Genomic DNA, 26,051 nt, shown 5'->3' on the forward strand with positions numbered 1-26,051 from the left:
GCTTGACTAAGCCCAATCTTACGCAAGCGGCTGTATATGCTGCCTGCGTTCAGGGCATTGGCGACGGCAACGTGCGAGCCAGGTTCAATGCAATTGCCCAGCAGGTTGATCAGAACGAGCTCGTTTATGACCAGTTGGCTTCAGCTGGACACCTCTATCAGTGGGTTTCACATGCGCGTGGAGAAAATCATGTTGCCGCGCTTGGGCAGGTAACTAGAGGTGAATTTAAGCAGCTATACAAAAATCATATGGCGCGTGCTGGGAAGCCAGCAAGACCAATTTATGATCAGATTCGAATGTCGGCACCAAACAATATATGTCCATATTGCGGTTTTGGGTCGGTGGAGACAGTGGATCACTTTCTTCCGAAAGGGCGTTATTCCTCATTGTCCGTCCTGCCTTTAAATCTCGTGCCAGCTTGCCGTGACTGCAATGGGGGGAAACTTGATTCAATACTTATGGCGGACAACGTTCATTCGCATCCGTATTACGAACAGCAATACGTTTTTGATGATGAGTGGCTGTACGCTTCGATCGTTCAAACACAAATTCCATATATTGAATTTTTATTAGTAGTGCCGGCCGCATGGCCTGCTGATGTATCTCACAGGGTTGCTAATCATTTTCAAGAGTTTGATCTTCAGAGGCGCTTCGCAATACAGGCCTCGGAAAGGTTGGTATATTTTGCGAATGTGATTCAGGGGTCGGTCGCCGATGGTGCCACGGCAATGATTGCTGAGACTCTTCAGCAGCAAGCACGGGCAGAACGTGTCGCGCATGGAGTGAATTCATGGCAGTCCGCCCTCGCCAAGACTGTGGCCAATGATGCTTGGTTCCAAGCTGTCGGCTATACGCAACTTCTATAGGGGGGAGAATGACTGATACTGCGGTTCAAAACTCCCTCTTTGAGGACGACTATCTGCTGCGTGAACTTGGGCAGGTGGGGCATGTGCCTCAGGTTGCACTAACCGAGCTGGTTGCAAATGCGTGGGATGCCGGTGCCTCCAAGGTCGAGTTAGTACTGCCTGGCGAGTTGGATGGCATGCTGACTATTACGGACGATGGACATGGCATGTCATCGGACCAGTTCAAGAAGCGCTGGATGACACTTCGCTATGATCGGGTTAAACATCAAGGAAAGAGCGTCGAGTTTCCAGCATCGCGCCAAGGTCTGAAGCGTACGGCATACGGCCGCAATGGCGTTGGACGCCATGGTCTACTGTGCTTTTCTGATGAATACCAGGTTGAGACTTGGCGCGATGGCGTTCTCGGCACTTTCAACGTAAGCACCGGGTCCGGTGAAAGTCCGTTTGTTTTGCGTAGCGAAGAGACGGGGAAAAGAGCTGGGAGCGGCACGCGCCTAAGCGTTCATGTTGGTCGGAATATGCCCAAGGCGGATGAAATTCGCTCTGTTCTGGCCGCGCGGTTCGTTCATGATCCAACGTTTGAAGTACTCGTCAACGGTGAAAAGCAGCCGTTTCAAGAAATCGGCGGCAGAGTTAGTGAAGTGACTATTCCGCTTGCTGGCGGCAAGAAAGTGACGGTCGTCGTCATCGATACAACCAAGCTGAACCACACATCCATTCATCACGGAATTGCTTTCTGGGTCCAGAAACGGCTAGTTGGTTCTCCCAGCTGGATGGTTGGTACTGCGGGTAGCATCGATGGCAGGACTCGATTTGCACGACGCTACACGGTAATTGCTGACACGGAGGGTTTCGAGCAGCACGTCGAGCAGGATTGGACAGCCTTCAAGGACGACGCAGATGTCAAAGAGCTCTTTTCTGTCGTTTTAGAGCATGTAAATACGGTTGCCTTTGACCTGGCCTCCGAGGTGGTCCTGGAAACCTCCGAAGATGCGCTCACTCAAAATCGAGACGGGCTCGAATCGCTGGGGCGCGGTGCCCGTGCGGAGGTTGTTGAATTCACCAAGGCTTTGGTTCAAGAACATCCGACCATGTCGCCGGATCTACTTGCTACCGCGGTAAAGGCCGTTATTAATCTCGAGAAGTCCAAGAGCGGTGCTGCGCTTCTGCAAAAGCTGACTTCGCTTTCGCATGACGATATCGAGGGGCTCGATCGTCTGCTGGACGAGTGGTCTGTCAAGGATGCTCTACGAGTTCTCGACGAGATCAATGATCGGCTTAGCGTCATCGAAACCATAAGCCGTCTTTCTAATGACCCGGAAGTCGATGAATTGCATACGTTGCACCCGCTCGTTTTGAGGTCGCGCTGGTTGTTTGGGCCAGAGTTTGAGTCTCAAGAATATTGTTCCAATCAGTCGCTAAAGACGATTGCTCAACAGATCTTCAAGAGCAAGGACGCGAAATTCATCAACGAAAGGAATCGACCAGATGTCGTTGTGCTGGGTGAGAATTCCTCCTTGCAGCTAACTGGGGTTGAGGGGTTTGATCCTGCTGATCCGTCCATAATCGCTTTGCAGTATGTGCTTGTCATCGAATTGAAGAAGGGTGCCTTTCAGATCGGGCGAGATGAAATCTTCCAAGCGGATGGATATCTTCAGGATCTGAAGACTTCCGGCGCCATGTCAGGCAGTCCCTTCATCAATGGTTGGGTCGTGGGCAAGACAATTGATTCCAAGGCGGAGCGCAGTAAGAAATTGGGCGATCCTCAGTGGGGTACTCTCAAGGCAATTACCTTTGATCAATTGGTCAGTACTGCCAACGCCAGATTGTTCAAGCTCAGGGAGAAGCTAAAGGATCGTGTGGATGGGGTGCCGACCGACAGTCTTTTGGAAAAAGTCTTTGCCAGTCCTGTCCAGCCGAAGCTGGTTGCTTAGGCTGAGATGCGAACTGTCCGCTGAGCTGAGCGGTCAATAAGTGTCTGTGATGCTCTGGCCGATCCACTTTTTCCCGGCAAACCAAGCCGTAGAGACCGTTGAGAAAGCGGTAGAATTGATCCCGCAAAGGGTCTTTAATCACCTCTTCGAATAGAAAAGGGTGAAATATGGAACGAGGAATCACATTGAAAAATATTTATAATCAATCAGTTACGTTGAATCTCTTGATGGCTCTTGTGCCCGCTATGTGTGCACAACCCTTCTGATACGGCACTGCGCGCGGATCAGCGCATTGCGGTAATCCACCCAGGCCCTCGCAGACGAGGGCCTGTTGTTTTCCGGGTCCGCAAACGTTGATTTGCCGGTGCCAGGACGCCGTTCCCGCGACGTATGCGACCGCGTGAGCTACCTGCCGTGCGCCGCTCCGGTCAACGTTGATTGCCGTCGTCGCGATTGTTGCTGTCGGTCGGGGTTGGCGTGCGGTTGCTGGGGGCGGCCGGGTCGACCGGTGGCGGAGTGGGTGTCGGATTGAGCGGATCGTTCTGGGTCGGTGGCATGGTGGCATCGGTCGAATCATAGGGTTCAACCGGGTCGCTGCCGCCGGCGCCGATGCGTTCCGGGCTGGTCTGCGCTGCAGCGCCGTCCTGCGGCGTGGTGTCGACGGTTTCGCCCGGCGGATTCACCGTGCCGGTGCTCGCCCGGTCGACGTCGGCATCATCACGGCGGTCGCAGCCGCCCATCAGCAGCATCGTCAACACCGCGGCCAGTGGCACGGTCAGTCGTGGCTTTGCGTTCATTTCATCTCTCCTGTAGTGGCCGCCTGGCCCGCTGCCTGGCTGTGCTGGTCGGCGTGCTGAAGCCTGTTGGCAAGATGCGCTTCCAAAGCAGCCGGCAAGCGGAATCGGGGGCTGGCTGAATTGCAGCAGCGACCTCGACGTTCGAGGGAATGAGTCGTCGAAGTCGCGGCCTTGAGCGGGCTGAGCGGGCAGCAGCTTGCCCGCCCAGGGCCAACGACACGTACCGCTCAGTGCGGACGGCTGTGCTGCAGGGTGAAGGCGTCGGCGACAGCGTCCTTGGCGTGCTCCCAGCTCAAACGCGACTCGCCCTTGATCCGATCCCAGCCGGAGGCAAGCTCGCTTTCAAGATCCGGATCCCATTCGCGATCGACGTACTGGTGGCGGGCGTAGGTGCCGTAGCGGTAGGCCGGGCGGTAGTCATCGAAGGTATAGCCATCGCCGCGATAGGGCGCGCGCTCGAAGCGGCCTGCATAGTAGTCATCGCTCCAGCGGTAAGCCTGATGTGTGCGGTCGGTCCGGTCCCAGGCATCGCGTACGGCCGGGCGCGCATCCTCCCAGTCCAGCGTCGAGGCGCCGCGCAGGCTGCCCCAGTCGCGATGCAGGTGCGGCTCGATATCGTTCCAACGGAGGTTCGGCTGCTCTTCGCGTGCGCGGCGGCCCGCGTCGTAGGCGCTGACGTAATCGCGGTCGAAGTCGCGTGATGCGTCGTGGTACGGACGGGTCTCGTGCTCGCGCCGCCAGTAGTCGATGTCGGTAGTCGGATCGATGCGCTCGGCAACGCCCTTGCCAGCGGCGGCGCCGGCAACAGCGCCGGCGGCTGCGCCGATCAGCGTGCCGATGGGGCCGAAGAAAGTGCCGGCGACCGCGCCGGCCGCGGCCGCACCGGCGACGCCGCCAACGCCCACGCCGAGCGGGTGCGAACCGGGTGCGCCGGTGATGGGGTCGGGGTTGCGGTCGGGAATGTCGTTGTCATGTGCCATGTCGATGATCCTTGTTCTGGTGATGATTGTTCTGGTGATGGCAGCCGCGGGGCCGGTTGAAATCGCTACGGCAATCAGGCGCTGGCGCGCCCGGCCATGTCATCGAGGCTGCTGCTGCCTGCGTGATGAGGATGTGCAGCGGATGATTTCGAAATGAACGCGACGGCGCGGCCACCCATGCGCCGCGAACAACGCATCGAAGGTGCGCACGGACGCTGATCGATGTCGTTGCCTTCACGCTCGCGTTGACGCGTTGCTTACCTGCGCCTGACTAGCGTCGCCGTGGATCCCCCCTCGTCCAGGACAACTCATGGCCAGCAACAGGAAATCGTCGCCCGACCAGGCCGCCATCGCGGCGATGGCGGCGGCACGCAACACCGACAGTGGTCCGGCTGGTGAACCGCCGGCGGTTGAAAGCGACGCAGCGGCGATGAAGATGCATGACACCGCGAGGACTGCGGCGGCGTTTCCGCACAACGCGGCCAAGCCATCCGAACACGGCGAGGACAGCCGGCAGCCGGCAACCGGCCAACACCAGGCGATGTCGCTGGGCGCGGCCGCCAGCAGCCTGTCGGAGAACAACGACAGCGGCAAGTCCGGCGAGCCGGCGCGCGACGGTTGCAATCCCACCGTGGGCGCGATGGATCGGGTCCGGGTTGATTCGGCTGGCCGACCGCTGACCACCAACCAGGGCGTGCAGGTCGCCGACAACCAGAACTCGCTGAAAGCCGGTCTGCGCGGCCCGGCACTGCTCAAGGATTTCATCCTGCGCGAGAAGATCACCCACTTCGATCATGAGCGTATTCCCGAGCGCGTCGTGCATGCGCGCGGGTCGGCGGCGCACGGTTACTTCGAAGCGTATGACTCGTTTGCCCATCTGACCTGTGCCGCACCGTTGCAGCAGAAGGGCAAGCGGACCCCGGTGTTCGTGCGCTTCTCCACGGTGGCCGGCGAGCGTGGCAGCAAGGATACCGCGCGCGACGTGCGCGGCTTCGCGGTCAAGTTCTATACCGAAGATGGCAACTGGGATCTGGTCGGCAACAACATGCCGGTATTTTTCATCCAGGATGCGATGAAGTTTCCCGACCTCATCCACGCGGTCAAGCCCGAGCCGCACCATGCGATGCCACAGGCGGCGTCGGCGCACGACACGTTCTGGGATTTCGTGTCGCTGATGCCCGAGTCCACCCACATGCTGATGTGGCTGATGTCCGACCGCGCGATACCGCGCAGCTACCGGATGATGCAGGGTTTCGGCGTGCACACGTTCCGGCTGGTCAACGCGCAGGGCGAGTCGGTACTGGTCAAGTTCCACTGGACACCGCTGCAGGGCGTGCATTCGCTGACGTGGGACGAGGCAGTGAAGATCAGCGGCGCCGACCCCGATTTCCACCGCCGCGATCTGTGGGAGGCGATCGAAGCCGGCCAGTATCCGGTCTGGGAGCTGGGACTGCAGGTGTTCAGTGATGCCGATGCCGAAGCCTTCTCGTTCGACGTGCTGGACGCGACCAAGCTCGTGCCCGAGGAACTGGTACCCATTGTCCCGGTTGGCCGGATGGTGCTGGACCGCAATCCCGACAACTTCTTTGCCGAGACCGAGCAGGTTGCGTTCTGTACCGCGCACGTGGTGCCGGGCATCGACTTCACCAATGATCCACTGCTCGCCGGGCGCATCCATTCCTATGTCGATACCCAGATCACGCGCCTGGGTGGACCCAATTTCCACGAGATTCCGATCAACGCGCCGATGGCACAGGTGCACAACAACCAGCGCGACGGCATGCATCGGCAGGCGGTCAACCGTGGCCGGGTCGCCTACGAACCCAACTCACTCGGTGGCGGCTGCCCGTTCCAGGCCGGCAGCGCTGGATTCACCTCGTTCCCGGAGCCGGTCGCCGGCGAGGAACGGCGTGGCAAGCCGGAGAAGTTCGCCGAGCACTATGCCCAGGCGCGCCTGTTCTACCAGAGCCAGAGTGCGATCGAACAAGCCCATATAGCCGCCGCGTTCCGCTTCGAACTGAGCAAGGTCACGGTGCCGGCGATCCGTCGCCGGACGTTGTCACTACTGGCCAGCGTCGCCGATGATCTGGCCCAGCAGGTCGCCGACGGTCTGGGCATGCCAGTGCCCGAAGCTTTGCCGCCGTTGCCAATGGCTGCCGAATGCGCGCCGGAAATCACCGAGTCGCCGGCGTTGTCGCAGCTGGGCATGCCGGGCGAAGTGGGCATCGCCAGCCGCAAGATCGCGATCCTGATCGCCGATGGCGTCAATGGCGAGACCGTCAGCGTGCTGCAGAAGGCGTTGCTGGATGCAGGCGCGGTGCCGCGGCTGGTCGGGCAGCGACTGGGGGTGGTCAACAGCCAGGGCACCGCCGTGCTGGACGCCGATGCCTCGCTGGAAAACAGCCCTGCGGTGCTGTTTGACGGCGCGGTGGTGGCCGATGGCAGCCTGGCGCAGACCCTGGCCAGCGACGGTCGCGCCGCGGAATTCCTCAAGGACCAGTTCCGGCATTGCAAGACGCTGCTGGCCGTGGGCGAGGGCGCAAGCCTGCTGGAGGGCGCCGGCATCCTGCGCGATGCCGACGACGCCGGCCTGTTGATCGTCGATGAGTGCGATGACCGGGCCATCGAGTCCTTCATCGAGGCATTGGCGCGACATCGCCACTTCGAACGCGAGCGTGACCCGCCGCCGGTCTGACGTTCAGCAAACGGTTGCCAGCAGCAGCCTTGAAGATGGCGCAATGATGATCGGCGGCCTCACGCCTCTTTCACGCCCGTTGTCACCGCTCCTTTATCCGGCAGCCGATATAACCGTTCCATTCCCATCCCTACCCGACGGCAAGGAGAATACCGATGGCACGTAGTTCACTCACCGACCAGCCCTATGTCCACGAACTGCTTTTGCAGGCGCTGGAAACCGAGCGTGGCGGCATTCAAATCTATACCGCGGCGATCAATGCGGCGCAGAACGAGGATCTGGCCGAGGAATGGCAGAAATACCTCGACGAAACCAGGCATCACGAGAAGATTCTGCTGGGTGTTTTCGAGGAACTTGGCAAGGATCCCGAAGAAGCCAGCCCCGGTCGCGAAGTCGTCGCCCACCATGGCAAGTCGCTGGTGGCCGCGATCAAGATGGCGATGCAGAGCGGGAACGCCGCGGGCGCCGAACTGGTCGCCGCCGAATGCGTGGTGCTGGCCGAAACCAAGGACCACCAGAACTGGGAGTTGATTGGCAAGGTCGCCGAAAAAGGCGGCAAGGAAGGCAAGATCCTGCAACAGGCCTTCGACGAGGTCGAGCAGGAAGAAGATCACCATCTCTACCACACCAAGGGCTGGGCACGGGAACTGTGGATGCAATCGCTTGGCCTGCCTGCGGTGTTGCCGCCGCCGGAAGAGCAGAAGAAAGTCGAGACCGCGATTGGCGCCGCCCGCGCGCAGAATGCACGCGAGGACATGCTGTAAACGATTATTCGGTCTGTTCCGTCGGTTCCTCCCGGCATCTGCCTCGGCGGAGGCCACGGGCGGGCAAAGATGATGGCCGCTGCGACCTGCAGTTTGTTCATGCAGGTCGCAGCGGCTTTTTGCTACAGCCCTGACCAGCGCGCTTTGCAGTCGACTGGTGGCGACATTGGATATATCCCGGTTGCGCTACCCGCGACATGCATAAGCCGTGTGTCAGCTGCGGCTATCGCGCCGGCAGCGCATAGGCGATGACGAAGTCGCCGGGTGCGGTCTCCATGAAGTGATGGCCAGCGGCGACGATGACCAGGTACTGGCGACCGTCCACCGAGTACACCATCGGCGTGGCCTGGCCGCCGGCCGGCAGCTTCGCGTGCCACAACTCGTCGCCGCTATCCAGATCCACCGCACGGATCAGGTTGTCGGTCGCCGCGGCGATGAAGATCAGGCCGCTGGCGGTGATCACCGCGCCGCCATTGTTGGGCGTGCCAATCTCGACCGGCAGGTGCGAGGCAATGCCGAACGGGCCATTGCCGCGGGCGCTGCCGAACGGCCTGTCCCACAAGGTCTTGCCGGTCGCCAGTTCGATTGCACGCAGTCCGCCGTAGGGCGGCTGCTTGCACAGCAGGCCGGTGAAGTCGAGCCGCCAGCCGGCGTTGACGTTGACCGCGTAGGGAGTGCCGGCCTGCGGATCGCCCGCGCCTTCGGCGCCACCCATCTCGCCGCGTACGTCCTCGCGCGGGGCCCAGCCACGGCGGTCAGCCTCGGCGCGCGGCACCAGTTGATTGTAATTGGGCATGTCGTTGTAGTTGGCGACGATGATGCCGCGGCGTGGATCGATAGCGATGCCACCCCAGTCGGTGCCGCCGTTGTAGCCGGGATATTCGATCCAGTGGCGCTCCGATTCGGGCGCCGTGTAGAACCCGTTGTAGCTGGCCTGCTTGAAGCGGATGCGGCAGTACAACTGGTCCAGCGCGGTCATCCCCCACATATCGCGTTCGCTGAGGTCAGGCTTGCGCAGTGTGTGGTAGCGCGACATCGGCTGGGTCCTGGCGCGGCGTTCGGGTTCCACGCCACCGCCGGGCACCGGCCGCTCGTCGACCGCTACCAGCGGCCGCCCGCTGCGACGGTCCAGCACATAGATGTCGCCCTGTTTGCTGGGCAGCACGATGGCCGGCACCGGACCATTGCCGGTCGGGAAATCGATCAGCGTGCCCTGTGCACCCAGGTCGTAGTCCCAGACATCGATATGCGTGGTCTGGAAATTCCAGCGCGGCTTGCCGGTGGTGACATCAAGCGCCACCAACGAGGTCGCGTACTTGTCTTCAACGGGTCGCCGCGAGCCACTCCAGTAATCGGCTGCCGAGTTGCCCATCGGCAGGTACACCAGGCCCAGGGTCTCATCAGCGGTCGCGGTGGTCCACATGTTGGGCGTGCCACGCGAGTATTCGTCATCACCTTCCGGCAGGCCATCGCGATCCGGGCGCAGCATGTCCCAGGCCCAGCGCAGTTCGCCAGTCACCGCGTCATAGCCCTGGATCACGCCCGACGGCGCCCAGCGGCGTTGCCCATCGAGGACCTGGTGGCCGGTGACGATCACGCCGCGGACGATGGTGGGTGCGGCCGTGATCGATACGTAGCCCGGTGGGGTATCGCCCATGCCCTGGGTGATGTCGACCTGGCCGTTTTCGCCAAAGCCCGCGCACGGCTGGCCGCTGCGGGCATCGACCGCCAGCAGGCGGCCATCCAGGGTCGGGCCGATGATCCGCTCCTGGCAGTCGCCCGCTTGTTCGGACTTGAAATAGGCCACGCCGCGGCAGGCAGCGGTGTAGGGGATGTCGCTGTCCTGCACACCGGGGTCGAAGCGCCATTTGATCTTGCCGGTGGTCGCCTCCAGCGCCAGTATCTGGCTGCGCGCGGTGCACAGGTACAAGGTCGAGCCGACCTTCAGCGGGGTGGTTTCCGCGCCCCAGCGATGCTTCGGCAGGTCGCCGGTGCGGGCCATCCATGCGACCTGCAGCGTGTCCACGTTGTGCTTGTCGATTTGTTGTAGCGGCGAATAGCGCAACGCATCGTAGCCGCGGCCGTAGGCGACCCAGTCCCCGGCGGGCTGCACGGTGATCGAATCGGCCGAGGCCACCGCCGGCACCGACGCAGCGCGCACCGGGCTGTGGCCATGCGGCAGGAATGCCAATCCAAACGCCACCACCAAGCAGGCCACCAGTGCCGCTGCCAGCCAGCGCGAGCCGCGTCGCGACAGCAGATGCAGCCGCCATTGCACCAGTGCCACCGCCACGGCAAGCGCCAGCATCAGGTCCATGCGCGGCACCCAGCGCCAGTAATTGCTGCCACTTTCCCACCATGTCCAGGCGACGGTTGCCACCAGCAGCAGCCAGAACAGCCACACACCTCGCCGTCTCAGGTGCCACATGTCCCAGGCCGAAACCCACAGCACGACACCGCTGATCAGGTAATACGGTGAACCGCCCAATGCCGCCAGCCAGGCACCACCGGACACGAACAGCGTACCCAGCAAACCAATGGCGACAGCGACCGCACGCAGCGGCAGGGGAGTGGTGGCGGACATGGGCTTCCTCCTGCGGTTGGCATGCCATTGGGGCACGCATCGACAGGTCGCGCCTCGCGCGACAAACCGGCACAGCCTTGCACGGCAACCGTCGTGCATGCGTGAATGGTCGGGAGCCACCCGCGCCGGAATGGGCCCCGCCGCCTGGCCATCAACGACGTCGAACCAGCATGCCAGCCGCTGATGCCATGTCCAGCCGGCCGGATGGAAAGACGCGTGTGAAAACGTTGTCGTGTTCACAGAACAGTGCTGCTGGCGTTGACCCCGGCCCGGGCGCGGCGTATGACGGGACGGGCACCTTCGCTTGTCGTCCGGCGCCGCGCAGGCCGCCGGCAGTCCCCCGCTGCGAGACACCCCTATGAAACGGAATGATGGTGGCCAGGCCGGCCCGCTGGACGGTTTGTCGGTGTTGCTGATAGAAGATGACCCGCTGTTGTCGGACATGGTGGCCGACCTGCTGCAGGATCAGGGTGCCCGCCAGGTCACCACGGCCAGCAGCGTGGCGGCGGCGCTGAAAATGCTGGCCGGTTCAAGTGCTTGTGACGTGGCCGCGGTGGATGTCCATCTTGGCGGCGAAGCAGCATGGCCGCTGCTGGAGCGTCTGGCCCAGCTGCAGGTGCCGCACTTCATCATGACCGGTTACGACATTGGCGAGATTCCAGCAGCGTTCGGGCATGTGCCGGTCGTGCGCAAGCCCTACCAGCTGCACAATCTGGTCAGTGCGTTGGCAGCTGCCAGCGTTGTTTCCTGATCACTACCCCAAGCAGCGCGGTCATCGTTTGCCGGGCGCCGGCACCCCGGCGTCAGGATAATCGTCGTCGGGGTCGCGACCGCTGGGTCGTGGCTGATCGGGTTGATCATGGTCCTTGCGAACAGCGTCATTGTTGCGCAGGCGATCCGGGGTGAGCGACTTTTCCTGATCGCTTTCAGGGTTGCGCTCCGGGCTCTTCGGCATGGTCGTGTCCTCCTGACGACAGGGTGGCGGAACAGGCGTGATGGCGGTGTCGGCAGGCGTGCGCGTGGTGTTGACGTGGTGTTCGCATCGGCGGCGCTATAAATCATGGGTCCCGGTCCGCTTGAGCGCATCGCTCCTCGGCCCGTGGCATCCACTTCGGGCCGCTAGGTTGCCTGGCTACAGGTGACGCGACGGATTCATGGCGATATGGCAATGATCTTCGATGACGACGATGAGGTATCGCAGGGCTGGCAACGGCGCTTGCGTGAGTTGCTTTGCGGGCAGCACGACCCGTTGCTGCGGCAGGCGCTGTACCGGCGGGTCGAGCAGTGCATCCGTGAACACGACGATGGTGGTGCCGATCACGCGTTGCATCTGCGTCAGTTCCAGCTGGTTTATCTGCTGACCGCCGAGCGCGGGGCGGCTGCATTGAGTTGATGGCCGCCCGAGCCCGACAGTGCCTGGCTGGCATGGCGCTTGCGCTGCCGGCTGCGCTGCTGCATGCACAAGCTCCCGTCTTGCCGTCCGCCGAACCGGTGCCGACGCCTGCGCCGCTGGAGCCGGCATCGCTGGCCACGCGCATGCCGTGGCGCGAGATCGTGCGCGCAGTGCGACAGTTGCCCGATGCGGTCGCTGACGCCACCGGCGGTTGGCGCGATGCGCTGACCCAGGCAGCGCCGCATTGGCCGCTGCTGTTGGGCGCGTTGTCGGCCATGCTGCTGGTGATGGCGGCAGCGCGCTGGTGGGCGGAGCCTGCATTGCGGACCCGCATGCAACGGCGTTGGCCGGCGCAGCCGTTGGCGCAGTCGTTGCCTGGATTGTCCGCCCTGCTGTTGCAGACTGTGCTGGCGTGGATGCTGGGCTCACTGCTGCTGCAGATATTCAACTGGGCGGCGCGTCCCAGCGGACAGGTCTTGTCGGTGGCCCGCATGCTGGTGGTCATCGTCACCCTGGCGGTGCTGGTCGCCGCGCTCGGACGTGCCTGCCTGCGGCTGCTGGCATCGCGCAATCCAACCCTGTTCAAACCCGGCCTGCTGCGCAGCGCTCCGGTATGGCTGGCGTTGAGCCTGGTGGCCGTTGCGCTGCTGGATCAGCACGCCATGCAGGCCAGCGCAGCCGGCGGTTCGGCGCTACGGACGCTGGCACCGCTGCTGACCGCCGCCTGGTGGGCATTGCTGATCGGACTGCTATTGCTCAATCTGGCGGCTGCGTTGCAGAGCGCCAGCGTATCGCTGCTGGCGTTGCCCGAGCGCCGCACCCTGCATGTCCTGCGGGCAGTGCTGCTGCTGGGTTGGCTGCTGGTGGCGGTGCTTGCCGGCAGCCTGCTGGCCGGCTATGTCGACGCGGCCGCGTTGCTGGCCAAGCAGGCGGTCTGGAGCGTGCTGGTGCTGGCGTTGCTGTACCTGTGCTGGCAAGTGCTGCGCGATGCCACCGATGCGCTGATCGGTCGACGCGAAGCGCTGCTGCAATGGTCGCGGCGGCTGGGCATGGGCACCCGCCGACTGCAACAGGCGCTGGTGCTGGCCAGCGGCGCCTTGATGCTGACGCTGGCCTGCTTCGCGACGATGCTGCTGACCGCCGGGTATGGCCTCGGTCCGGCCGACGTGCTGGGACGCGTGGTCGACAACGGCGGCCGTCTGCACGTCGGCAGCATCAGCCTGAGCCCGATGCAGATCCTGCGCGCCGCACTGGTGTTGGCGGTGGCGGTAGCGGTCACCCGCCTGCTGGCGCGCTGGCTGGCACGGCGGCTGCTGCCGACCACCCGTATCGAAGCCAGTGTTCAATCATCGCTGACCACGATTGTCGGGTACATCGGCGTGGTCATCGGCATAGGCCTGGCGTTGGCCGCGCTGGGCGTGCAGGCCAGCCGCATCGCCTGGGTGGTCAGTGCGCTGACCGTCGGCATCGGTTTCGGCCTGCAGGCGATTGTGCAGAACTTCATCTCAGGCATCATTCTGCTGGTCGAACGACCAGTGAAGGTTGGCGACTGGGTGGTGGTCGGCGATGCCGAGGGCGACGTGCGCCGGATCAACGTGCGCGCGACCGAAATCTCGCTGCCTGACCGCACTACCGTGCTGGTACCGAATTCGGAATTGATCACCAAAGCGGTCCGCAACCGCACCTTCGCCGCCAGCGACGGGCTGGTCAAGATACTGTTGCCGGTGGCCGCAAGCGCCAGCATCGAGCAGGTGATGCCGATGCTGCAATCGGTATTGCAGGCACACCGCGAAGTGAAGTCGGCGCCGGCGCCGCGGGTCCAGGTGGAAGACATCAAGGACAACAAGATCTGGATCGGCGCGTCGGCCTATGTCGACGGCCCGCGCCAGGTCGCACGCATCCGCGGCGAACTGCTGTACGCAGCGTTGCAGAAACTGCAGGCCGCTGGCGTGGCGCTGGGTTGAGCAGCGATTGGGATTGAACTGAACAGACGCCGGCGCGGCCGCGACGCCAGCGGCACGGCGCTGCTCCTTGTATTCAGCGGCGCGCTGTCGGCGTCTGCAGGCGAGGGCGGGATGTAGGGCGGGGTGTAGTGCGCGCTGAGCGGAGGTCGTGCACACCTGCCAGTGCTCGAGTGCATGCGCTGCTTGCCCCTTGTGAGGCTACTGCCTGTGCTGCCAGTTTCAGTCCGGTGCTTTGGCGGGCACGAATGGCGAGACCGGATCACTTGCCGGGAATGTCTCCTCCAGGGCTTCGTCGGTATTCTCGCTTTCGTGTTGCTTGCGCTGGCGGCGTTCGCTTTGGGATTCCGTTTGCTCGTTCTTTTCGTCGGCGGCCGGTGGGTCTTTGCGATCTCGGTTCATGATGGTTCTCCTGTGCGGCAAAGTCTGTGCAAGCAGACGTAGCGAATCCGTGAAGCCGGCGATCAGGAACCGTTGCCGGTGTCGCTGCGTCGGAGCAGCGATTCAGGATCGACAGGCAGCGCCTGCATCGGCGCGCGTGCCACGATCCGCGCTGCCGGCTTACCCGCAAGCTTTGCAGACCACGTTGTTGTCCAGGTCGTGCCCCGCCAGGGCCATCTCGCTGCCGGCGGGAAACTCGCTGACCGGCCGGCCAGCGAAATCGGCCTCGGTGCCCGCCCCATGACGGTGATGCCTGCCGTCATGGGCATGTCTGGCGTGGCTCATGGCGACGTCCTGCCACCAGTGCCGCCAGTTGCGGCGCCCTCAGCTTGCTCCAGCGGGCGCCCCAACGCATGCCGGCGGCCGGAGAGCGTACCGCGACCATCGGCGCCGGTAGCTGCGAATCGTTGAGGTGTACCTGGACCACCCAGCCACCGCGTTGCTGGCGTACTTCCAGGACTTCGATGTTATGCAGGAACAGCCGCTGCCGGCCGGCTTCGTCTTCAACCCAATGGAAGCAGTCAGGGAGTTTCGAGGGCATCGCTCTGGTCATGGCAGTCTCGTGGGTGGCGGTGTTCCGCGACGTGGCCGCCGCTGTCGTGAGGTGGTCGAGCCCTGGTCACTGACGATCGACCATGCCGCTGTCGCCGGCCTGCTCGGCGCAATGGGCGCAGCAGTAGATCGCATCGGTGGTTTCGCTGCCGTGGCCGATGATCCGGCAACCGCAGTGGGCACAGGTCGGTGCAAAGGCGTGGATGGCGCATTCGAACGAATCGAAGGTGCCGGTATTGCCCTGCTGGTTGATGGTGAAGGATTTGTCGTACTCGTTACCGCATACATCGCAGCGCGCCATGAGCGTCTCCTGTTCTGTGTCGTGTCGGATGGAACTATGGTTCCGTCCATCGCCCTGAGGGTCGTTGCAGCTGGCGTGGCCGGTCGCCTTGCCGGTGGCAGTGATGGATTACCGCAGCCGCCCCGACCAAGCCGTGTTCCACACCGCAGCGGGCGACGTAGACCGACAACGCAGCCGGCTGCGCCGCCGGACTCAGTGATTGCCGCTGCTGGCATTGCCGCTCGTGGTGCCGGTGGCACTGGTGCTGGACTTCTGCTGACGCGCGGCGCTGGCATCGGCCGTCGTTGCCGCGGCGGTATCGCTGGGCGCGCTGGCGCTGGTGGTGGTTTGACCCTGGCGAGCACTGATGCGGATTTCGTTGCGTACGTCCTTGACCCCGCTGCAGCTGTCGGCGACATCTTCGGCGCGATGCTTCATCCAGCGGTTTTCCACCGAGCCCTGCAATGTGGCCACGCCTTCCTTGACCGACACCGTGATCTCGCTGGCATCAAGCAACGGATCTTCAGTCAGCTTCTCATTGAGGTCTTCGCTGATGCGTTCGTCCGAGCGCTTGTAGCCTTTCGGCCCGCGGCCGCGGTGGTGGCCGTAGTCACCCTGTGCCTGCCAGGCGCGTGTTTCATCGACGCCACCATAACCGGGCTGGCCGTCGCGACCATAGCCGTATTGCCCATCGCGATGATGCTGGTCGTCCGACTGACCATCACGACCATAGCCGTAGCCCCGCGGTCGTGAGTCGCCTTCGTCGCCGCGGAAGCCGTGGTCGTAGTTGTCCCGGCGCAGCGGTTGATCGAAGCCGCCGCGACCCTGGCGGCCAGCTTGCTGCCAGCCTTGGCCACTGCCACCTGGATTGAAACCGCGCAGTTCGTTTTCGTCGTCACGATAACCGCTGCGGCCACTGTAGTAGGCGCTACCGCGACCGGAGCGCCCCATTCCGGCCTGGTCACCATAGCCGCTGCGGCCGCTATAGGACCTGCCACCGCGGATATTGTCTTCGGCGAACGGCGACCCTGGCCGGCTATCGGCGCCAGCGTACTGCCTGTCCGTGTCGAATTCGTCGCCATGTGCGTGCTCGCGGCCGGGTTGCGGGCCATACAGCCCACTCCTGCTGCCGCGCAAACCCGAGGCCTCCCGACCCGCACGGTGAGCGCTGTCCGCGTCCTGCCACGTCTCGGTCTGCCAAGGGCCGCGCCGGATGTCTTCGTCGCCGTGGTCACCGCTGGTCTGGCGCACTGCTGCGCGGCTGTCAACGTCGCGGTCCTGCGGATAGCGCCCCTCTTCATTCGCCGGGGCGCGTGGAGCGCTGCCGCCATGGCGTTGGCCATAGCCACCTTCGTATCTGCCGTCCCGGTCTGCCTGGTCACCTCGATATTGATTCATGTCCTCGCTCCGATTGTTCAACCATTCGCGGCTGCTGCTGGCCAACCGCGTTGCCAAAGCCTGCAGTTCGCTGAAGGCGGCCTTCAGCTCGGTGCCTACGTGTTTGTCGGTCACGGCTCCTCCCGAATCGATGTTGTCTGTCCGGACGTCGCAATTAGCGTGCCAGTGTCCGGAAGCCGTCACAGCGGCACATACCGGCGCGGCGCGCGCGGCTGCCCTGCAGCGATTGCAGGGATATGCATTTTTTTCACTATCGGCACTCAGCGACCGAGGCTGGCGCCGCGGCGAGCAGGCTGACTTGGCCGCGGCAACGCGCCGGTTGCTTCATGCCGGCATCCGTCATGTAAAGAGTCGAGAACGGGCAGCCACTGTCGGATGCCGGGTCCCTTCAGTCGCGTGCGGACGCACCAATGCCGGTGGGTGGCATACGCACCAGTGTCGTGCAGCGGTCCGCCGCCTGCTCCAGCTTGTCCAGCGCCAGCTGCGCTTCCGCTGGCGCATCGATCGGCATGCTGGTGCGCAGCATGATGATGCCGACGTTGATCAGGTTCAGCTCATTGCGCAAGGCGTGCAGCCAGCCTTCATCCATCATCGCGTCTCCGCGCCAGATGGTTGTGCACGGTGCGCACACTGACACCCAGGCTGCGCGCGGTCGCGGTCTTGTCGCCGCGATGATGGGCCAGCGTCAGTTGCAGCATTTCATCTTCGATTTCCTCGAAGGTCATACCCACATGGAAGCGCACGCCATCGTCATCGCCACCGTGGCCGACGGCTGCCAGTGGCACCACGTCCACCAGGCGCGAGCCGGAGCGGATATAGGCACGTTCGACCGCGGCGTGCAGTTCGCGCACGTTGCCTGGCCACGGGTGCCGCAGCAGCCTGTCCAGGCAGGCCCGGTCCAGACTCTTGTCAATGCCGGTCTCATGGTTAAGTTCGGCAATGAAGGCGTGTGTGAGGCGCTCGATATCGGCACCCCGCGCGCGCAGCGGCGGCAGCTGGATGGGATAACGGGCCAGGCGGTAGTAAAGGTCTTCGCGCAGGTAGCCGGTACCAGCACCATCGAGTTGATGGGTGGCGGCGATGACGCGCACGTTGACCGGAATCTCCTCGCTGCCACCGACACGGACGATATGACCAGTCTCCAGCACACGTAACAGGTACACCTGCAGTGCCTGCGGCATCTCGCCGATTTCGTCGAGGAACAGGGTACCGCCCGAGGCCTGTTCGAAAAATCCGGCATGACGCTGGACCGCACCGGTAAAAGCGCCGCGTTCGTGGCCGAACAACTGGCTGGCCAGCAGCTCGGGTGCAACCGCGCCACAATTGACGCTGATCAGGCGTCCGCTGCGGCCACTTTGGGCATGGATGGCACGCGCCACCAACTCCTTGCCGGTGCCGGTTTCGCCGCTGATCAACACGCCAAGGCGCGTTGGTGCGACGCGCATGATGTCTTCTTTTACCCGCAGCATACAGGCGCTTTCGCCAATCAGTGGATCGCATTGCCGGCGTAGCAGCTGCAGACGATGCTGCACGCGCTGCTGGGTCTGATCGAACAGGCGTTCCAGGGTGTCGCGTCGCAATGGCTTGCCGATGAATTCACTGGCATGGGTGGCGACCGCGCGGCGGATGTCGTCGGCGTTGTCGGTACCGGACACGAATACGATCTGCGCGTGGCGCGACGACGGTATGCGGTCGATCACATCAAGCCCGCTGCCGTCAGGCAACGCCATGTCGAGCATGGTCAGGTCGGTGTCGTTGCTGGCCAGCCATGGAGTGGCGTCGGCGACGCTGTGAAACCGTCGCGCGGCGAAGCCACGGCGCTCGGCGAAGTGCATCAGGAATGCGCTGAAATCCTGATCATCATCCACGATGGCCAATGTTGGTGAGTTCACTCGGTGTCTCCTGCACCAGGATGGAGCGAGCGTAGTCGGCGCGCCGTTACTTTGATGCGAATGACTGTCGGTGCGTCATCACGATGCCTCCACCCGGCGTGGCACAACCTTGCGCTGACTGATGGTGGCAGTGGGCGCTGCGCCGACCCTTGCCGCCGCCATCGCCGTGCGTATTCATGTACCTATCTGGAGACACGACAATGCGGACTTCATGGTTGCTCGGCTGCATCGCGCTGTGCCTGGCATCGACCGGCTGCGGCAGCGATTCCACTGCGTCCGGCGACGGAGACGGAACAGAGCAGGCGGTGCGCCCGCAGCAGACCCCGTTGCAGGCGCCACCGACGGCGACGGCCGAGGAGGGCACCGCACTCGAGGGCGGGCCTGATGCCGCCGGCGCCACACAGGCGCGAGTACGCTTGTCGCAAGGCAGCCCCTCGTACCTGGTCGATGCCAGTGGCGCGTCGTTGTACTTCCTGCAGGACAACAAGGACGGCAGAGGTTGCGATGCGGTATGCGAGAACGCCTGGCCGCCGGTGCTGAGCGCAGGTGCGGCGGCGGAAACCGGTGTTCATGGCGAGCTGCTGGGGAGGCTGCAGCGGCGGGACGGCCGCCAGCAATTGAGCTACAACGGGCACCCACTGTATCGCTACGCCGGTGATGCCGGCGCCGGGCGCACCTCGGGCCATGATGTGCAGGATCGATGGGGGCATTGGCAGCTCCTGGCCCCCGACGGCAACGCTCTCAGCCACGAGCCGCCGCTGGAGAACGCCGCCGAACGCGCGGTCCCCGCGCAGGCAAGCCAGGCGAGCCCGACCCGATGACGCCGCTCGACCGCCCATTGCGCAGGGAGGTCGCGATTGATGGCGTTGCCTACACGCTGGTGCTGGATCCGGAAGGCCTGAGCCTGACCCGCAAAGGCCATCGGCGTGGGCTGGCGCTGCGCTGGCAGGATCTGGTGAACGGCGACGCCGCACTGGCCGCCGGGCTCAATGCCTCGCTGGACCAGCTGGCCGGCCACGGCGACTGAGGCATGTCGGAGGCGGATTCCCCCGGCTTCTTCAGGCGCAACGGGCTGTCGCTGGTCCTGTTGCTGCTGTTCGTGGTCTTCCTGATCGGCCAGGCGGAGTCCGGCTTCGCCTCGTTCAATGATGAAAGGACCGCGCGGCAACAGCCGACGCTGACATTGGACCAATACCTGCACAGCGGGCACTTCATATCGGCCACCTTCGAGAACTGGGAAAGCGAATTCCTGCAGATGGGCATGTACGTGCTGTTGACCGTGGGGCTGCGACAGCGCGGGTCGGCAGAATCGCGGCCATTGGATCCGGCCAGCGAGAGACAGCGCATCGACCCGGGTCCAACGCCGTGGCCGGTTGCTGCTGGTGGGGTGTGGCGGGCGCTGTACGCGCACTCGCTGGCGCTGGTGTACGCGGTGCTGTTCGCGCTGTCGTTCAGCCTGCACGCCTATGGCAGCTGGACGATGGAAAACGAGCAGCGGCTGCTGGAAGGTAAAACCGTCATATCGCTGGCGCATCATCTGCGGGGCCCGCAGTTCTGGTTCGAGTCGCTGCAGAACTGGCAAAGCGAGTTCCTGGCCGTTCTGTCGATCGTGGTCCTGAGCATCTACCTGCGGCAGCAGGACTCGCCGCAATCAAAGGCGACCGCGGCGCCGCATTCGCAGACCGGTGGCTAGGGACCGGTGCGGCACGGCGGCATCGGCGGTGGCGGGCTGAGGGTGGGGCGGAAAGCGGTTAGAATCCAGCGCTTGCCTGTTTCGTCGGCCCGGCAAAGAACCTGTTTTCCCGCGGGCAATCGGGAAAACAAAGTAAAATCATGATTTTGATACAGGCTGGATGATTCAGCCACGATCAGTCTGCGGGCGCTTGCCTTGCGCATTGCTGACACAAAGGCATGAAGGGAGAAGTTGCGTGGCGACATGGTTGGTGACCGGCGGGGCAGGATTTATCGGCGGTAATTTCGTTTTGCGTGCAGTGGAACTCGGCCACACGATCGTCAACCTGGATGCGCTGACCTACGCAGGCAACCTGGATACATTGTCATCGCTCGAGGGCAATCCCCGGCACATATTCGTCCATGGCGACATCGGTGATGCGTCGCTGGTTGGGCGGTTGCTGGCCGAGCATCAGCCGGACGCGGTGGTCAACTTCGCCGCCGAAAGCCATGTCGACCGTTCGATTGACGGGCCCGGCACCTTCGTCCAGACCAATGTGGTCGGTACCCTGGGCCTGCTTGAGGCCGTGCGCGACCATTGGAAAGCCCTGCAGGACCAGCCCCGCGAGGATTTCCGCTTCCTGCACGTATCAACCGATGAGGTCTATGGCTCGCTGGGTGATACCGGCAAGTTCACCGAGACCACGCCATATGCTCCCAACTCGCCGTACTCGGCCTCGAAGGCGGCGTCGGACCACCTGGTGCGCGCGTTCCACCACACCTACGGGTTGCCGGTGCTGACCACCAATTGCTCCAACAACTACGGGCCTTACCATTTCCCGGAAAAACTGATTCCACTGATCATTGCCCGTGCTTTGGCCGGTGAGCCGTTGCCGGTGTATGGCGACGGCAAGAACGTGCGTGACTGGCTGTATGTCGGCGACCACTGCGCCGCCATCCGTCGCGTGCTTGAAAAAGGCCGCGTTGGCGAAACCTACAATGTCGGCGGCGATGCCGAGCGGCAGAACATCGAAGTGGTACGGACCATCTGCGAACTGCTGGATCAGCGCCGCCCGCGTGAGGATGGCCAGTCGCGTGCCAGCCAGATCACCTTCGTTGCCGATCGTCCCGGCCATGACCGCCGCTATGCCATTGACGCTTCCAAGCTGAAGAGCGAACTGGGCTGGGAGCCGCAGCATTCGTTCGAACAGGGCATCGCCGAAACCGTCGACTGGTATCTGCAGCACCAGGACTGGGTGCAGCGGGTGCTGGACGGCAGCTATCGACTGGAACGCATCGGGACAGCCGCATGAACGAAGTCAGCAACACGGCCGGCCAGCATCGGCGCAAGGGCATCATCCTCGCCGGCGGGTCTGGTACACGCTTGTATCCGTTGACCCAGGCGATCAGCAAACAGCTGCTGCCGGTGTATGACAAGCCGATGATCTATTACCCGCTCAGCGTGTTGATGCTGGCCGGGATCCGCGAGGTCCTGATCATCAATACGCCGCACGAGCAGGCCCTGTTCAAGCAGTTGCTTGGCGATGGTTCGCAGTGGGGCATGCAGATCGAGTATGCGGTGCAGCCAAGTCCTGATGGCTTGGCGCAGGCCCTGCTGATCGGCCGCGAGTTCCTCGACGGCCATCCCAGCTGTCTGGTGCTGGGCGACAACATCTTCCACGGACATGGATTTACCGAAATCCTCAAGCGCGCCGACAGTCGCCAGCAGGGTGCCACCGTGTTCGGTTACTGGGTCCGTGATCCCGAACGCTACGGCGTGGCCGAGTTCGACGCCAGCGGCCGGGTCGTTGGCATCGAGGAAAAGCCGGCCAGGCCGCGTTCCAACCACGCCGTCACCGGCTTGTATTTCTACGATGGCCAGGCCAGTGACTACGCGGCTTCGCTGAAGCCATCACCGCGTGGCGAACTGGAAATCACCGATCTCAACCGCTGTTATCTGGATGCCGGCAACCTGCATCTGGAAGCGCTGGGGCGCGGTTACGCCTGGCTGGATACCGGCACCCATCAGTCGCTTCTGGAGGCCTCGACCTTCATCGAAACCATCGAAGCGCGGCAGGGCTTGCGGGTCTGCTGTCCCGAGGAAATCGCCTTTGGCAACGGCTGGATTGATGCCGCGCAGATCGAAGCCCTGGCCGCGCCGCTGTTGAAGAACAGTTATGGACAGTACCTGATGATGTTGGCCAAGCGCGGAGTGCCGCGATGAAGGTTATGGAGACCGGTCTGACCGGTTGCCTTGTCATCGAGCCGGCGGTATTCGGCGATGAACGTGGTTTCTTCATGGAGACCTGGAACGCCGCGCGCTATGGCGAGCAGGGTCTGCCAACCTCTTTCGTGCAGAGCAATGTTTCCTCCTCAGCCAAGGGCGTGCTGCGTGGCCTGCATTACCAATGGCCGAACCCGCAGGGCAAGCTGGTCAGCGTCCTGGAGGGCGAGGTCTATGACGTGGCAGTCGACATCCGCCGCGGATCACCGCATTTCGGCCAGTGGGCGGCGGTCGTGCTGAGCGCCGACAACAAGCGCCAGTTCTGGATTCCGGAAGGTTTCGCGCATGGCTTCGCGGTGCTGTCCGAGCGGGCTGTATTCAGTTACCTGTGTACCGCACAGTACGACAAGGACGCCGATGCCAACGTGCGCTGGGATGATCCGGCGATTGCCATCGACTGGCCGGTCAGTGCCCCTTCGCTGTCGGCCAAGGACGCGGCTGCCCCGTTGCTGCAGGACGTGCCGGCAGCACGGTTGCCGGAATACCAGCCATGAAGCTGCTGGTGCTGGGCGCGACCGGCCAGGTCGGGCATGCATTGCTGCCTGCGCTGCTGCCATTGGGCGAAGTGGTGGCGGCCACCCGCTCGGGACGCCTGGCCGATGGCCGTCCGTGTGAGCGCATCGATCTGGCGTCGGCGGATTCGTTGCGGCAAGGCGTGTCCGCGATCGCGCCGGACGTTGTCGTCAACGCGGCCGCTTACACCGCGGTCGACAAAGCCGAAGACGAGCGTGACCTGGCGTATCTGATCAACGCCACCGCGCCGGCGATCCTGGCCGAGGCCTGCCGGGAAGCGGATGCAATGCTGGTGCATTACTCAACCGACTATGTATTCGACGGACAAGCCAGCAGCCCTTACCGGGAAACCGACCCGACCGCACCGATTGGCGTATATGGGGCGTCGAAGCTGGCCGGCGAGCAGGCCATCCGTGACGCTGGCGTGCGCCATTTGATCCTGCGCACCGCTTGGGTGTATGGCAACCATGGCGGCAATTTCATGCGCACCATGTTGCGACTGGCGGCCGAGCGGGATCAGTTGAACGTGGTCGCGGATCAGTTCGGTACGCCGACGCCGGCGCCGTTGATCGCCGAGGTCACCGCGGCGATGCTGGCGCTGCCAGTGATACCGCAGGGCACCTTCCATCTGACCGCCAGTGGTGGCACCTCCTGGCACGGCTTCGCCGAAGCCATCATGCGCACCGCGCACACCGCAGGCCTGCTGGCGAAGCCGCCGACGGTGCTGCCTATCGGCACCGCCGACTATCCCACCCGTGCCCAGCGTCCAGGCTATTCGCGGTTGGACAACCGGTCCATCCAGGACGCCGCGCAGTTGCAGCTGCCGGATTGGGAAATCGCACTGCAAGCGGTCATCGACAGCGCCAGACCTTGAACTGAGTCACATTACTAGTGACTCATGTCGCGGTTTTCCGGGCGACTGGTTTGCTTTATCTTTGCAGCGGGGAGCCCGCACGGAAGCGCGGTGTTCGCCTCAATCGGATGAAGCAAACAAGGGGAGTCATGAGAAAGCTGATACTGGCCACGCTGCTGGCCTTGGTGGCACCTGCCTACGCACAGGTGGATCTGGACCCGTACCTGAAGAACAGTGAGTTTGGCGACATCGTCATCTCGCCCGACGGCGACTATTACGCGGTCACCATACCGTTCGAAGATCGGACTGGCATGGCGATACTGCGGCGCGCCGACCAGAAGGTCATGAGCTCGTTCACGCTGGGCCCGAACAAGCACGTGGTCTATTTCGAATGGGCCAACAAGGAGCGGCTTCTGATCCGGATCAAGGAGAAGTTCGGCTTCCTCGATCAACCGCAGGGCAACGGTGAAGTACTGGCGATGGATGTCGGCGACACCTTCCCCGAGCCCATCATCGGCTACCGCGCCACCTCGGACCGCGCCACGGGCACGATGATTCGTGGCAAGGGCGACAATGACAAAGTGGCCGCGCTGGATTTCGCCACCATCCCCGGCGACGACCGCAACGTGATCGTCACCGTGATGCCGTATACGGACAAGGAGTCATGGCAGCGTGCTGATCGGATGGATATATACAATGGCCGCCGGACCACGGTGGCGCGGGCGCCGGTCAAGGGCTCGTCCTTCCACATCGACAATGCCGGCCAAGTCAGGTTCGCACTGGGCTCGGAATTGGACAACGCCAGCAAGCTCTTCTATCGCGACAATGACCAGAGCGAATGGAAGCTGATCAACAGTGAGTTGGACAGTGGCCATGCTGAAGTGCCAGTTGGTTTTTCCGACGACAACCAGATTGCCTATCTGCGGGTCGAGCAGCCCAAGGGGCCGGATGCCATCGTTGCTTTCGATACCCGCAGCGGCACCCGCAGCGAAGTGCTGCGTGACCCGGTGGCGGACCCGGCCGCGATCATCTTCGCCTTCGATGGCCATGGCCCGGTCGGGAGCATGTATACCGATGGCAAGCTCTCCACCCGCTTCTTCGATGGCAAGGGCAGGGAAGCAAGACTGTATGCGATGTTGCAGGAAGCGTTTCCCAACGAAGCCGTCGTCGTCACTTCCACGACCGATGACGGCAAGCTGGCGGTGGTCGAAACCTATTCCGATCGCGACCCGGGCAGCTTTTACCTGTTCGATACCCAGAGCAACCAGGCCGGCTATCTGCTGAGCCGTCGCAGCTGGGTAGAGCCCGAAATGATGGCCGTCACCAAACCGGTTGAACTGGCGGCGCGCGATGGACTGGCCATGCGCGGATACCTGACCCTGCCCAGGCAAAGCACCGGCAAGAACCTGCCGCTGGTGGTATTGCCGCATGGCGGACCTTTCGGCATATATGAAGCATGGGGTTATGACGCCGAGCCGCAGATCCTGGCGGCGGCCGGCTATGCGGTATTGCAGGTCAACTATCGCGGCTCGGGCAACTACGGCCGGGCGTTCATGCATGCCGGTGCACGGCAATGGGGCGGCAGCATGCAGGACGACCTGACCGACGCGACCCGCTGGGCCATCAACGAAGGTATTGCCGATGGCAATCGCGTGTGCATGGTTGGCGCCAGCTATGGTGCGTACGCGTCATTGATGGGCGTGGCCAAGGAACCGGATCTGTATCGTTGTGCCGCGGGCTATGTCGGCGTCTATGACCTGGCGATGATGCGCGACGATGACATTCGCAAGAGTGATCGCATGAAGACCTGGACCAGCGAATGGATAGGCTCCGATCCGCAGAAGCTGGCCGCCGCTTCTCCCAACCTGCTGGCCGACAGGATCAAAGTACCGGTATTCCTGGCCGCCGGTGGCAAGGACGAAACCGCGCCATTGGCGCAGTCGCAGAAAATGGAACGCGCGCTTAAGGCGGCCGGCGTGCCGGTGGAGACCCTGTACTACTCGACCGAAGGCCACGGCTTCTACACGTTCGAGCACCGCAAGGCGTACTACACCCAGTTGCTGGACTTCCTGTCACGCAACATCGGTGGGCAGAAGGCGAAGTAGCCGTGCCTGACGGGAGTCCTGATCATCCCAGGCTCCCGTCGTTGATTGAATTCCGTGCAAGCAAACCACTGCCCTGGTGTCGCAGCGG

At 63.2% G+C, this 26,051-nt stretch carries 26 protein-coding genes; 15 read left to right on the forward strand and 11 right to left on the reverse strand.

The genetic code is table 11. The features are described from left to right. Window positions 1–2: 2 nt before the first annotated feature. Entirely contained in the window at window positions 3–866 is an 864-nt protein-coding gene (locus ABB29_RS16445; protein ID WP_157062674.1) for an HNH endonuclease, read from the forward strand. An 8-nt stretch (window positions 867–874) separates the two neighbouring features. Next, entirely contained in the window at window positions 875–2,800 is a 1,926-nt protein-coding gene (locus tag ABB29_RS16200) for an ATP-binding protein (RefSeq protein ID WP_083487961.1), read from the forward strand. Window positions 2,801–3,228: 428 nt separating this feature from the next. On the opposite strand, the gene ABB29_RS14750 is transcribed toward ABB29_RS16200, so the two are convergent. Further along, window positions 3,229–3,597, reverse strand: a complete 369-nt coding sequence (locus ABB29_RS14750) for a hypothetical protein (protein ID WP_057660394.1) — start codon at window positions 3,595–3,597, stop codon at window positions 3,229–3,231. Window positions 3,598–3,824: 227 nt separating this feature from the next. Continuing rightward, the gene (locus tag ABB29_RS14755) at window positions 3,825–4,577 is read right to left on the reverse strand and encodes a hypothetical protein (RefSeq protein ID WP_057660396.1); all 753 of its coding nucleotides are present in this window, start codon (window positions 4,575–4,577) and stop codon (window positions 3,825–3,827) included. A 310-nt stretch (window positions 4,578–4,887) separates the two neighbouring features. Here ABB29_RS14755 and ABB29_RS14760 point away from each other — a divergent pair, with 310 nt between their 5' ends. Then, window positions 4,888–7,272, forward strand: coding sequence for a catalase (locus ABB29_RS14760; protein WP_057660400.1), 2,385 nt, complete (start codon window positions 4,888–4,890; stop codon window positions 7,270–7,272). A 155-nt stretch (window positions 7,273–7,427) separates the two neighbouring features. Then, window positions 7,428–8,036, forward strand: coding sequence for a ferritin family protein (locus ABB29_RS14765; protein ID WP_057660401.1), 609 nt, complete (start codon window positions 7,428–7,430; stop codon window positions 8,034–8,036). Between the two features lie 223 nt (window positions 8,037–8,259). Here ABB29_RS14765 and ABB29_RS14770 read toward each other — a convergent pair whose 3' ends face one another. Further along, complete coding sequence (locus ABB29_RS14770; RefSeq protein ID WP_057660403.1) at window positions 8,260–10,620, reverse strand: membrane-bound PQQ-dependent dehydrogenase, glucose/quinate/shikimate family; 2,361 nt, start codon at window positions 10,618–10,620, stop codon at window positions 8,260–8,262. 358 nt (window positions 10,621–10,978) lie between these two features. Here ABB29_RS14770 and ABB29_RS14775 point away from each other — a divergent pair, with 358 nt between their 5' ends. Further along, window positions 10,979–11,371, forward strand: a complete 393-nt coding sequence (locus tag ABB29_RS14775) for a response regulator (protein ID WP_057660405.1) — start codon at window positions 10,979–10,981, stop codon at window positions 11,369–11,371. A 21-nt stretch (window positions 11,372–11,392) separates the two neighbouring features. On the opposite strand, the gene ABB29_RS14780 is transcribed toward ABB29_RS14775, so the two are convergent. Continuing rightward, entirely contained in the window at window positions 11,393–11,575 is a 183-nt protein-coding gene (locus tag ABB29_RS14780; RefSeq protein WP_057660407.1) for a hypothetical protein, read from the reverse strand. Window positions 11,576–11,782: 207 nt separating this feature from the next. On the opposite strand from ABB29_RS14780, the gene ABB29_RS14785 reads away from it, so the two are divergent. Further along, window positions 11,783–12,013 carry a hypothetical protein gene (locus tag ABB29_RS14785; protein ID WP_157062675.1) on the forward strand — a complete coding sequence of 77 codons (231 nt, stop codon included), beginning with the start codon at window positions 11,783–11,785 and terminating at the stop codon, window positions 12,011–12,013. Window positions 12,014–12,093: 80 nt separating this feature from the next. Then, a complete protein-coding gene (locus ABB29_RS14790; protein ID WP_170185879.1) occupies window positions 12,094–13,977 on the forward strand; it encodes a mechanosensitive ion channel domain-containing protein in 1,884 nt (627 codons plus the stop codon). Between the two features lie 219 nt (window positions 13,978–14,196). On the opposite strand, the gene ABB29_RS14795 is transcribed toward ABB29_RS14790, so the two are convergent. The 7 genes from ABB29_RS14795 to ABB29_RS14820 all read right to left on the reverse strand — a co-directional run bounded on the left by ABB29_RS14795 (window position 14,197) and on the right by ABB29_RS14820 (window position 18,537). After that, window positions 14,197–14,376 carry a hypothetical protein gene (locus ABB29_RS14795; RefSeq protein WP_057660413.1) on the reverse strand — a complete coding sequence of 60 codons (180 nt, stop codon included), beginning with the start codon at window positions 14,374–14,376 and terminating at the stop codon, window positions 14,197–14,199. A 159-nt stretch (window positions 14,377–14,535) separates the two neighbouring features. Next, window positions 14,536–14,700: a hypothetical protein gene (locus ABB29_RS16450; protein WP_157062676.1), complete on the reverse strand. Its 165-nt coding sequence runs from the start codon at window positions 14,698–14,700 to the stop codon at window positions 14,536–14,538. After that, window positions 14,675–14,968: a hypothetical protein gene (locus tag ABB29_RS14800; protein WP_157062677.1), complete on the reverse strand. Its 294-nt coding sequence runs from the start codon at window positions 14,966–14,968 to the stop codon at window positions 14,675–14,677. Before ABB29_RS14800 ends, ABB29_RS16450 begins: the two co-directional genes overlap by 26 nt. 66 nt (window positions 14,969–15,034) lie before the next feature. After that, window positions 15,035–15,268 (reverse strand): hypothetical protein, encoded by a 234-nt coding sequence (locus tag ABB29_RS14805; RefSeq protein WP_057660417.1) that lies wholly within the window; start codon window positions 15,266–15,268, stop codon window positions 15,035–15,037. Between the two features lie 192 nt (window positions 15,269–15,460). Further along, complete coding sequence (locus ABB29_RS14810) at window positions 15,461–16,759, reverse strand: BON domain-containing protein (protein WP_057660419.1); 1,299 nt, start codon at window positions 16,757–16,759, stop codon at window positions 15,461–15,463. A 274-nt stretch (window positions 16,760–17,033) separates the two neighbouring features. After that, window positions 17,034–17,234, reverse strand: coding sequence for a hypothetical protein (locus ABB29_RS14815; protein WP_057660421.1), 201 nt, complete (start codon window positions 17,232–17,234; stop codon window positions 17,034–17,036). Next, complete coding sequence (locus tag ABB29_RS14820) at window positions 17,227–18,537, reverse strand: sigma-54-dependent transcriptional regulator (RefSeq protein WP_157062678.1); 1,311 nt, start codon at window positions 18,535–18,537, stop codon at window positions 17,227–17,229. The genes ABB29_RS14815 and ABB29_RS14820 overlap by 8 nt, the downstream gene beginning before the upstream one ends. 200 nt (window positions 18,538–18,737) lie before the next feature. On the opposite strand from ABB29_RS14820, the gene ABB29_RS14825 reads away from it, so the two are divergent. From ABB29_RS14825 to ABB29_RS14860, 8 genes are all read left to right on the forward strand, one after another. Then, the gene (locus ABB29_RS14825; RefSeq protein WP_057660424.1) at window positions 18,738–19,358 is read left to right on the forward strand and encodes a COG4315 family predicted lipoprotein; all 621 of its coding nucleotides are present in this window, start codon (window positions 18,738–18,740) and stop codon (window positions 19,356–19,358) included. Then, a complete protein-coding gene (locus ABB29_RS14830; RefSeq protein ID WP_057660427.1) occupies window positions 19,355–19,564 on the forward strand; it encodes a hypothetical protein in 210 nt (69 codons plus the stop codon). The genes ABB29_RS14825 and ABB29_RS14830 overlap by 4 nt, the downstream gene beginning before the upstream one ends. Window positions 19,565–19,567: 3 nt before the next feature. Further along, a complete protein-coding gene (locus tag ABB29_RS14835; protein ID WP_057660428.1) occupies window positions 19,568–20,230 on the forward strand; it encodes a DUF6766 family protein in 663 nt (220 codons plus the stop codon). A 235-nt stretch (window positions 20,231–20,465) separates the two neighbouring features. Beyond that, window positions 20,466–21,521 carry a dTDP-glucose 4,6-dehydratase gene (rfbB, locus tag ABB29_RS14840; protein ID WP_057660431.1) on the forward strand — a complete coding sequence of 352 codons (1,056 nt, stop codon included), beginning with the start codon at window positions 20,466–20,468 and terminating at the stop codon, window positions 21,519–21,521. Further along, window positions 21,518–22,432 (forward strand): glucose-1-phosphate thymidylyltransferase RfbA, encoded by a 915-nt coding sequence (gene rfbA, locus ABB29_RS14845; protein WP_057660436.1) that lies wholly within the window; start codon window positions 21,518–21,520, stop codon window positions 22,430–22,432. The genes rfbB and rfbA overlap by 4 nt, the downstream gene beginning before the upstream one ends. Further along, window positions 22,429–22,986 carry a dTDP-4-dehydrorhamnose 3,5-epimerase gene (rfbC, locus tag ABB29_RS14850; protein ID WP_057660438.1) on the forward strand — a complete coding sequence of 186 codons (558 nt, stop codon included), beginning with the start codon at window positions 22,429–22,431 and terminating at the stop codon, window positions 22,984–22,986. The genes rfbA and rfbC overlap by 4 nt, the downstream gene beginning before the upstream one ends. Next, window positions 22,983–23,879 (forward strand): dTDP-4-dehydrorhamnose reductase, encoded by an 897-nt coding sequence (gene rfbD / locus ABB29_RS14855; RefSeq protein WP_057660440.1) that lies wholly within the window; start codon window positions 22,983–22,985, stop codon window positions 23,877–23,879. Before rfbC ends, rfbD begins: the two co-directional genes overlap by 4 nt. A 128-nt stretch (window positions 23,880–24,007) precedes the next feature. Next, window positions 24,008–25,963, forward strand: coding sequence for an alpha/beta hydrolase family protein (locus tag ABB29_RS14860; protein WP_057660442.1), 1,956 nt, complete (start codon window positions 24,008–24,010; stop codon window positions 25,961–25,963). The last annotated feature ends 88 nt before the right edge of the window (window positions 25,964–26,051 follow it).

Source organism: Pseudoxanthomonas dokdonensis (assembly GCF_001431405.1).
GTDB lineage: Bacteria > Pseudomonadota > Gammaproteobacteria > Xanthomonadales > Xanthomonadaceae > Pseudoxanthomonas_A > Pseudoxanthomonas_A dokdonensis.

What these genes read in the sequence shown, in the direction of transcription:
- ABB29_RS14760 (WP_057660400.1), top strand. Translation starts at nt 4,888, where the DNA reads ATGGCCAGCAACAGGAAATCGTCGCCCGACCAGGCCGCCATCGCGGCG.
- ABB29_RS14765 (WP_057660401.1), top strand. Translation starts at nt 7,428, where the DNA reads ATGGCACGTAGTTCACTCACCGACCAGCCCTATGTCCACGAACTGCTT.
- ABB29_RS14825 (WP_057660424.1), top strand. Translation starts at nt 18,738, where the DNA reads ATGCGGACTTCATGGTTGCTCGGCTGCATCGCGCTGTGCCTGGCATCG.
- ABB29_RS14860 (WP_057660442.1), top strand. Translation starts at nt 24,008, where the DNA reads ATGAGAAAGCTGATACTGGCCACGCTGCTGGCCTTGGTGGCACCTGCC.
- ABB29_RS16450 (WP_157062676.1), bottom strand. Translation starts at nt 14,700, where the DNA reads ATGAGCCACGCCAGACATGCCCATGACGGCAGGCATCACCGTCATGGG.
- rfbD (WP_057660440.1), top strand. Translation starts at nt 22,983, where the DNA reads ATGAAGCTGCTGGTGCTGGGCGCGACCGGCCAGGTCGGGCATGCATTG.
- ABB29_RS14795 (WP_057660413.1), bottom strand. Translation starts at nt 14,376, where the DNA reads ATGAACCGAGATCGCAAAGACCCACCGGCCGCCGACGAAAAGAACGAG.
- rfbC (WP_057660438.1), top strand. Translation starts at nt 22,429, where the DNA reads ATGAAGGTTATGGAGACCGGTCTGACCGGTTGCCTTGTCATCGAGCCG.
- rfbA (WP_057660436.1), top strand. Translation starts at nt 21,518, where the DNA reads ATGAACGAAGTCAGCAACACGGCCGGCCAGCATCGGCGCAAGGGCATC.
- ABB29_RS14775 (WP_057660405.1), top strand. Translation starts at nt 10,979, where the DNA reads ATGAAACGGAATGATGGTGGCCAGGCCGGCCCGCTGGACGGTTTGTCG.
- ABB29_RS14800 (WP_157062677.1), bottom strand. Translation starts at nt 14,968, where the DNA reads ATGACCAGAGCGATGCCCTCGAAACTCCCTGACTGCTTCCATTGGGTT.
- ABB29_RS14815 (WP_057660421.1), bottom strand. Translation starts at nt 17,234, where the DNA reads ATGGATGAAGGCTGGCTGCACGCCTTGCGCAATGAGCTGAACCTGATC.
- ABB29_RS14750 (WP_057660394.1), bottom strand. Translation starts at nt 3,597, where the DNA reads ATGAACGCAAAGCCACGACTGACCGTGCCACTGGCCGCGGTGTTGACG.
- ABB29_RS14780 (WP_057660407.1), bottom strand. Translation starts at nt 11,575, where the DNA reads ATGCCGAAGAGCCCGGAGCGCAACCCTGAAAGCGATCAGGAAAAGTCG.
- ABB29_RS14755 (WP_057660396.1), bottom strand. Translation starts at nt 4,577, where the DNA reads ATGGCACATGACAACGACATTCCCGACCGCAACCCCGACCCCATCACC.
- ABB29_RS14770 (WP_057660403.1), bottom strand. Translation starts at nt 10,620, where the DNA reads ATGTCCGCCACCACTCCCCTGCCGCTGCGTGCGGTCGCTGTCGCCATT.
- ABB29_RS14830 (WP_057660427.1), top strand. Translation starts at nt 19,355, where the DNA reads ATGACGCCGCTCGACCGCCCATTGCGCAGGGAGGTCGCGATTGATGGC.
- ABB29_RS14835 (WP_057660428.1), top strand. Translation starts at nt 19,568, where the DNA reads ATGTCGGAGGCGGATTCCCCCGGCTTCTTCAGGCGCAACGGGCTGTCG.
- ABB29_RS14785 (WP_157062675.1), top strand. Translation starts at nt 11,783, where the DNA reads ATGGCAATGATCTTCGATGACGACGATGAGGTATCGCAGGGCTGGCAA.
- ABB29_RS16200 (WP_083487961.1), top strand. Translation starts at nt 875, where the DNA reads ATGACTGATACTGCGGTTCAAAACTCCCTCTTTGAGGACGACTATCTG.
- ABB29_RS14805 (WP_057660417.1), bottom strand. Translation starts at nt 15,268, where the DNA reads ATGGCGCGCTGCGATGTATGCGGTAACGAGTACGACAAATCCTTCACC.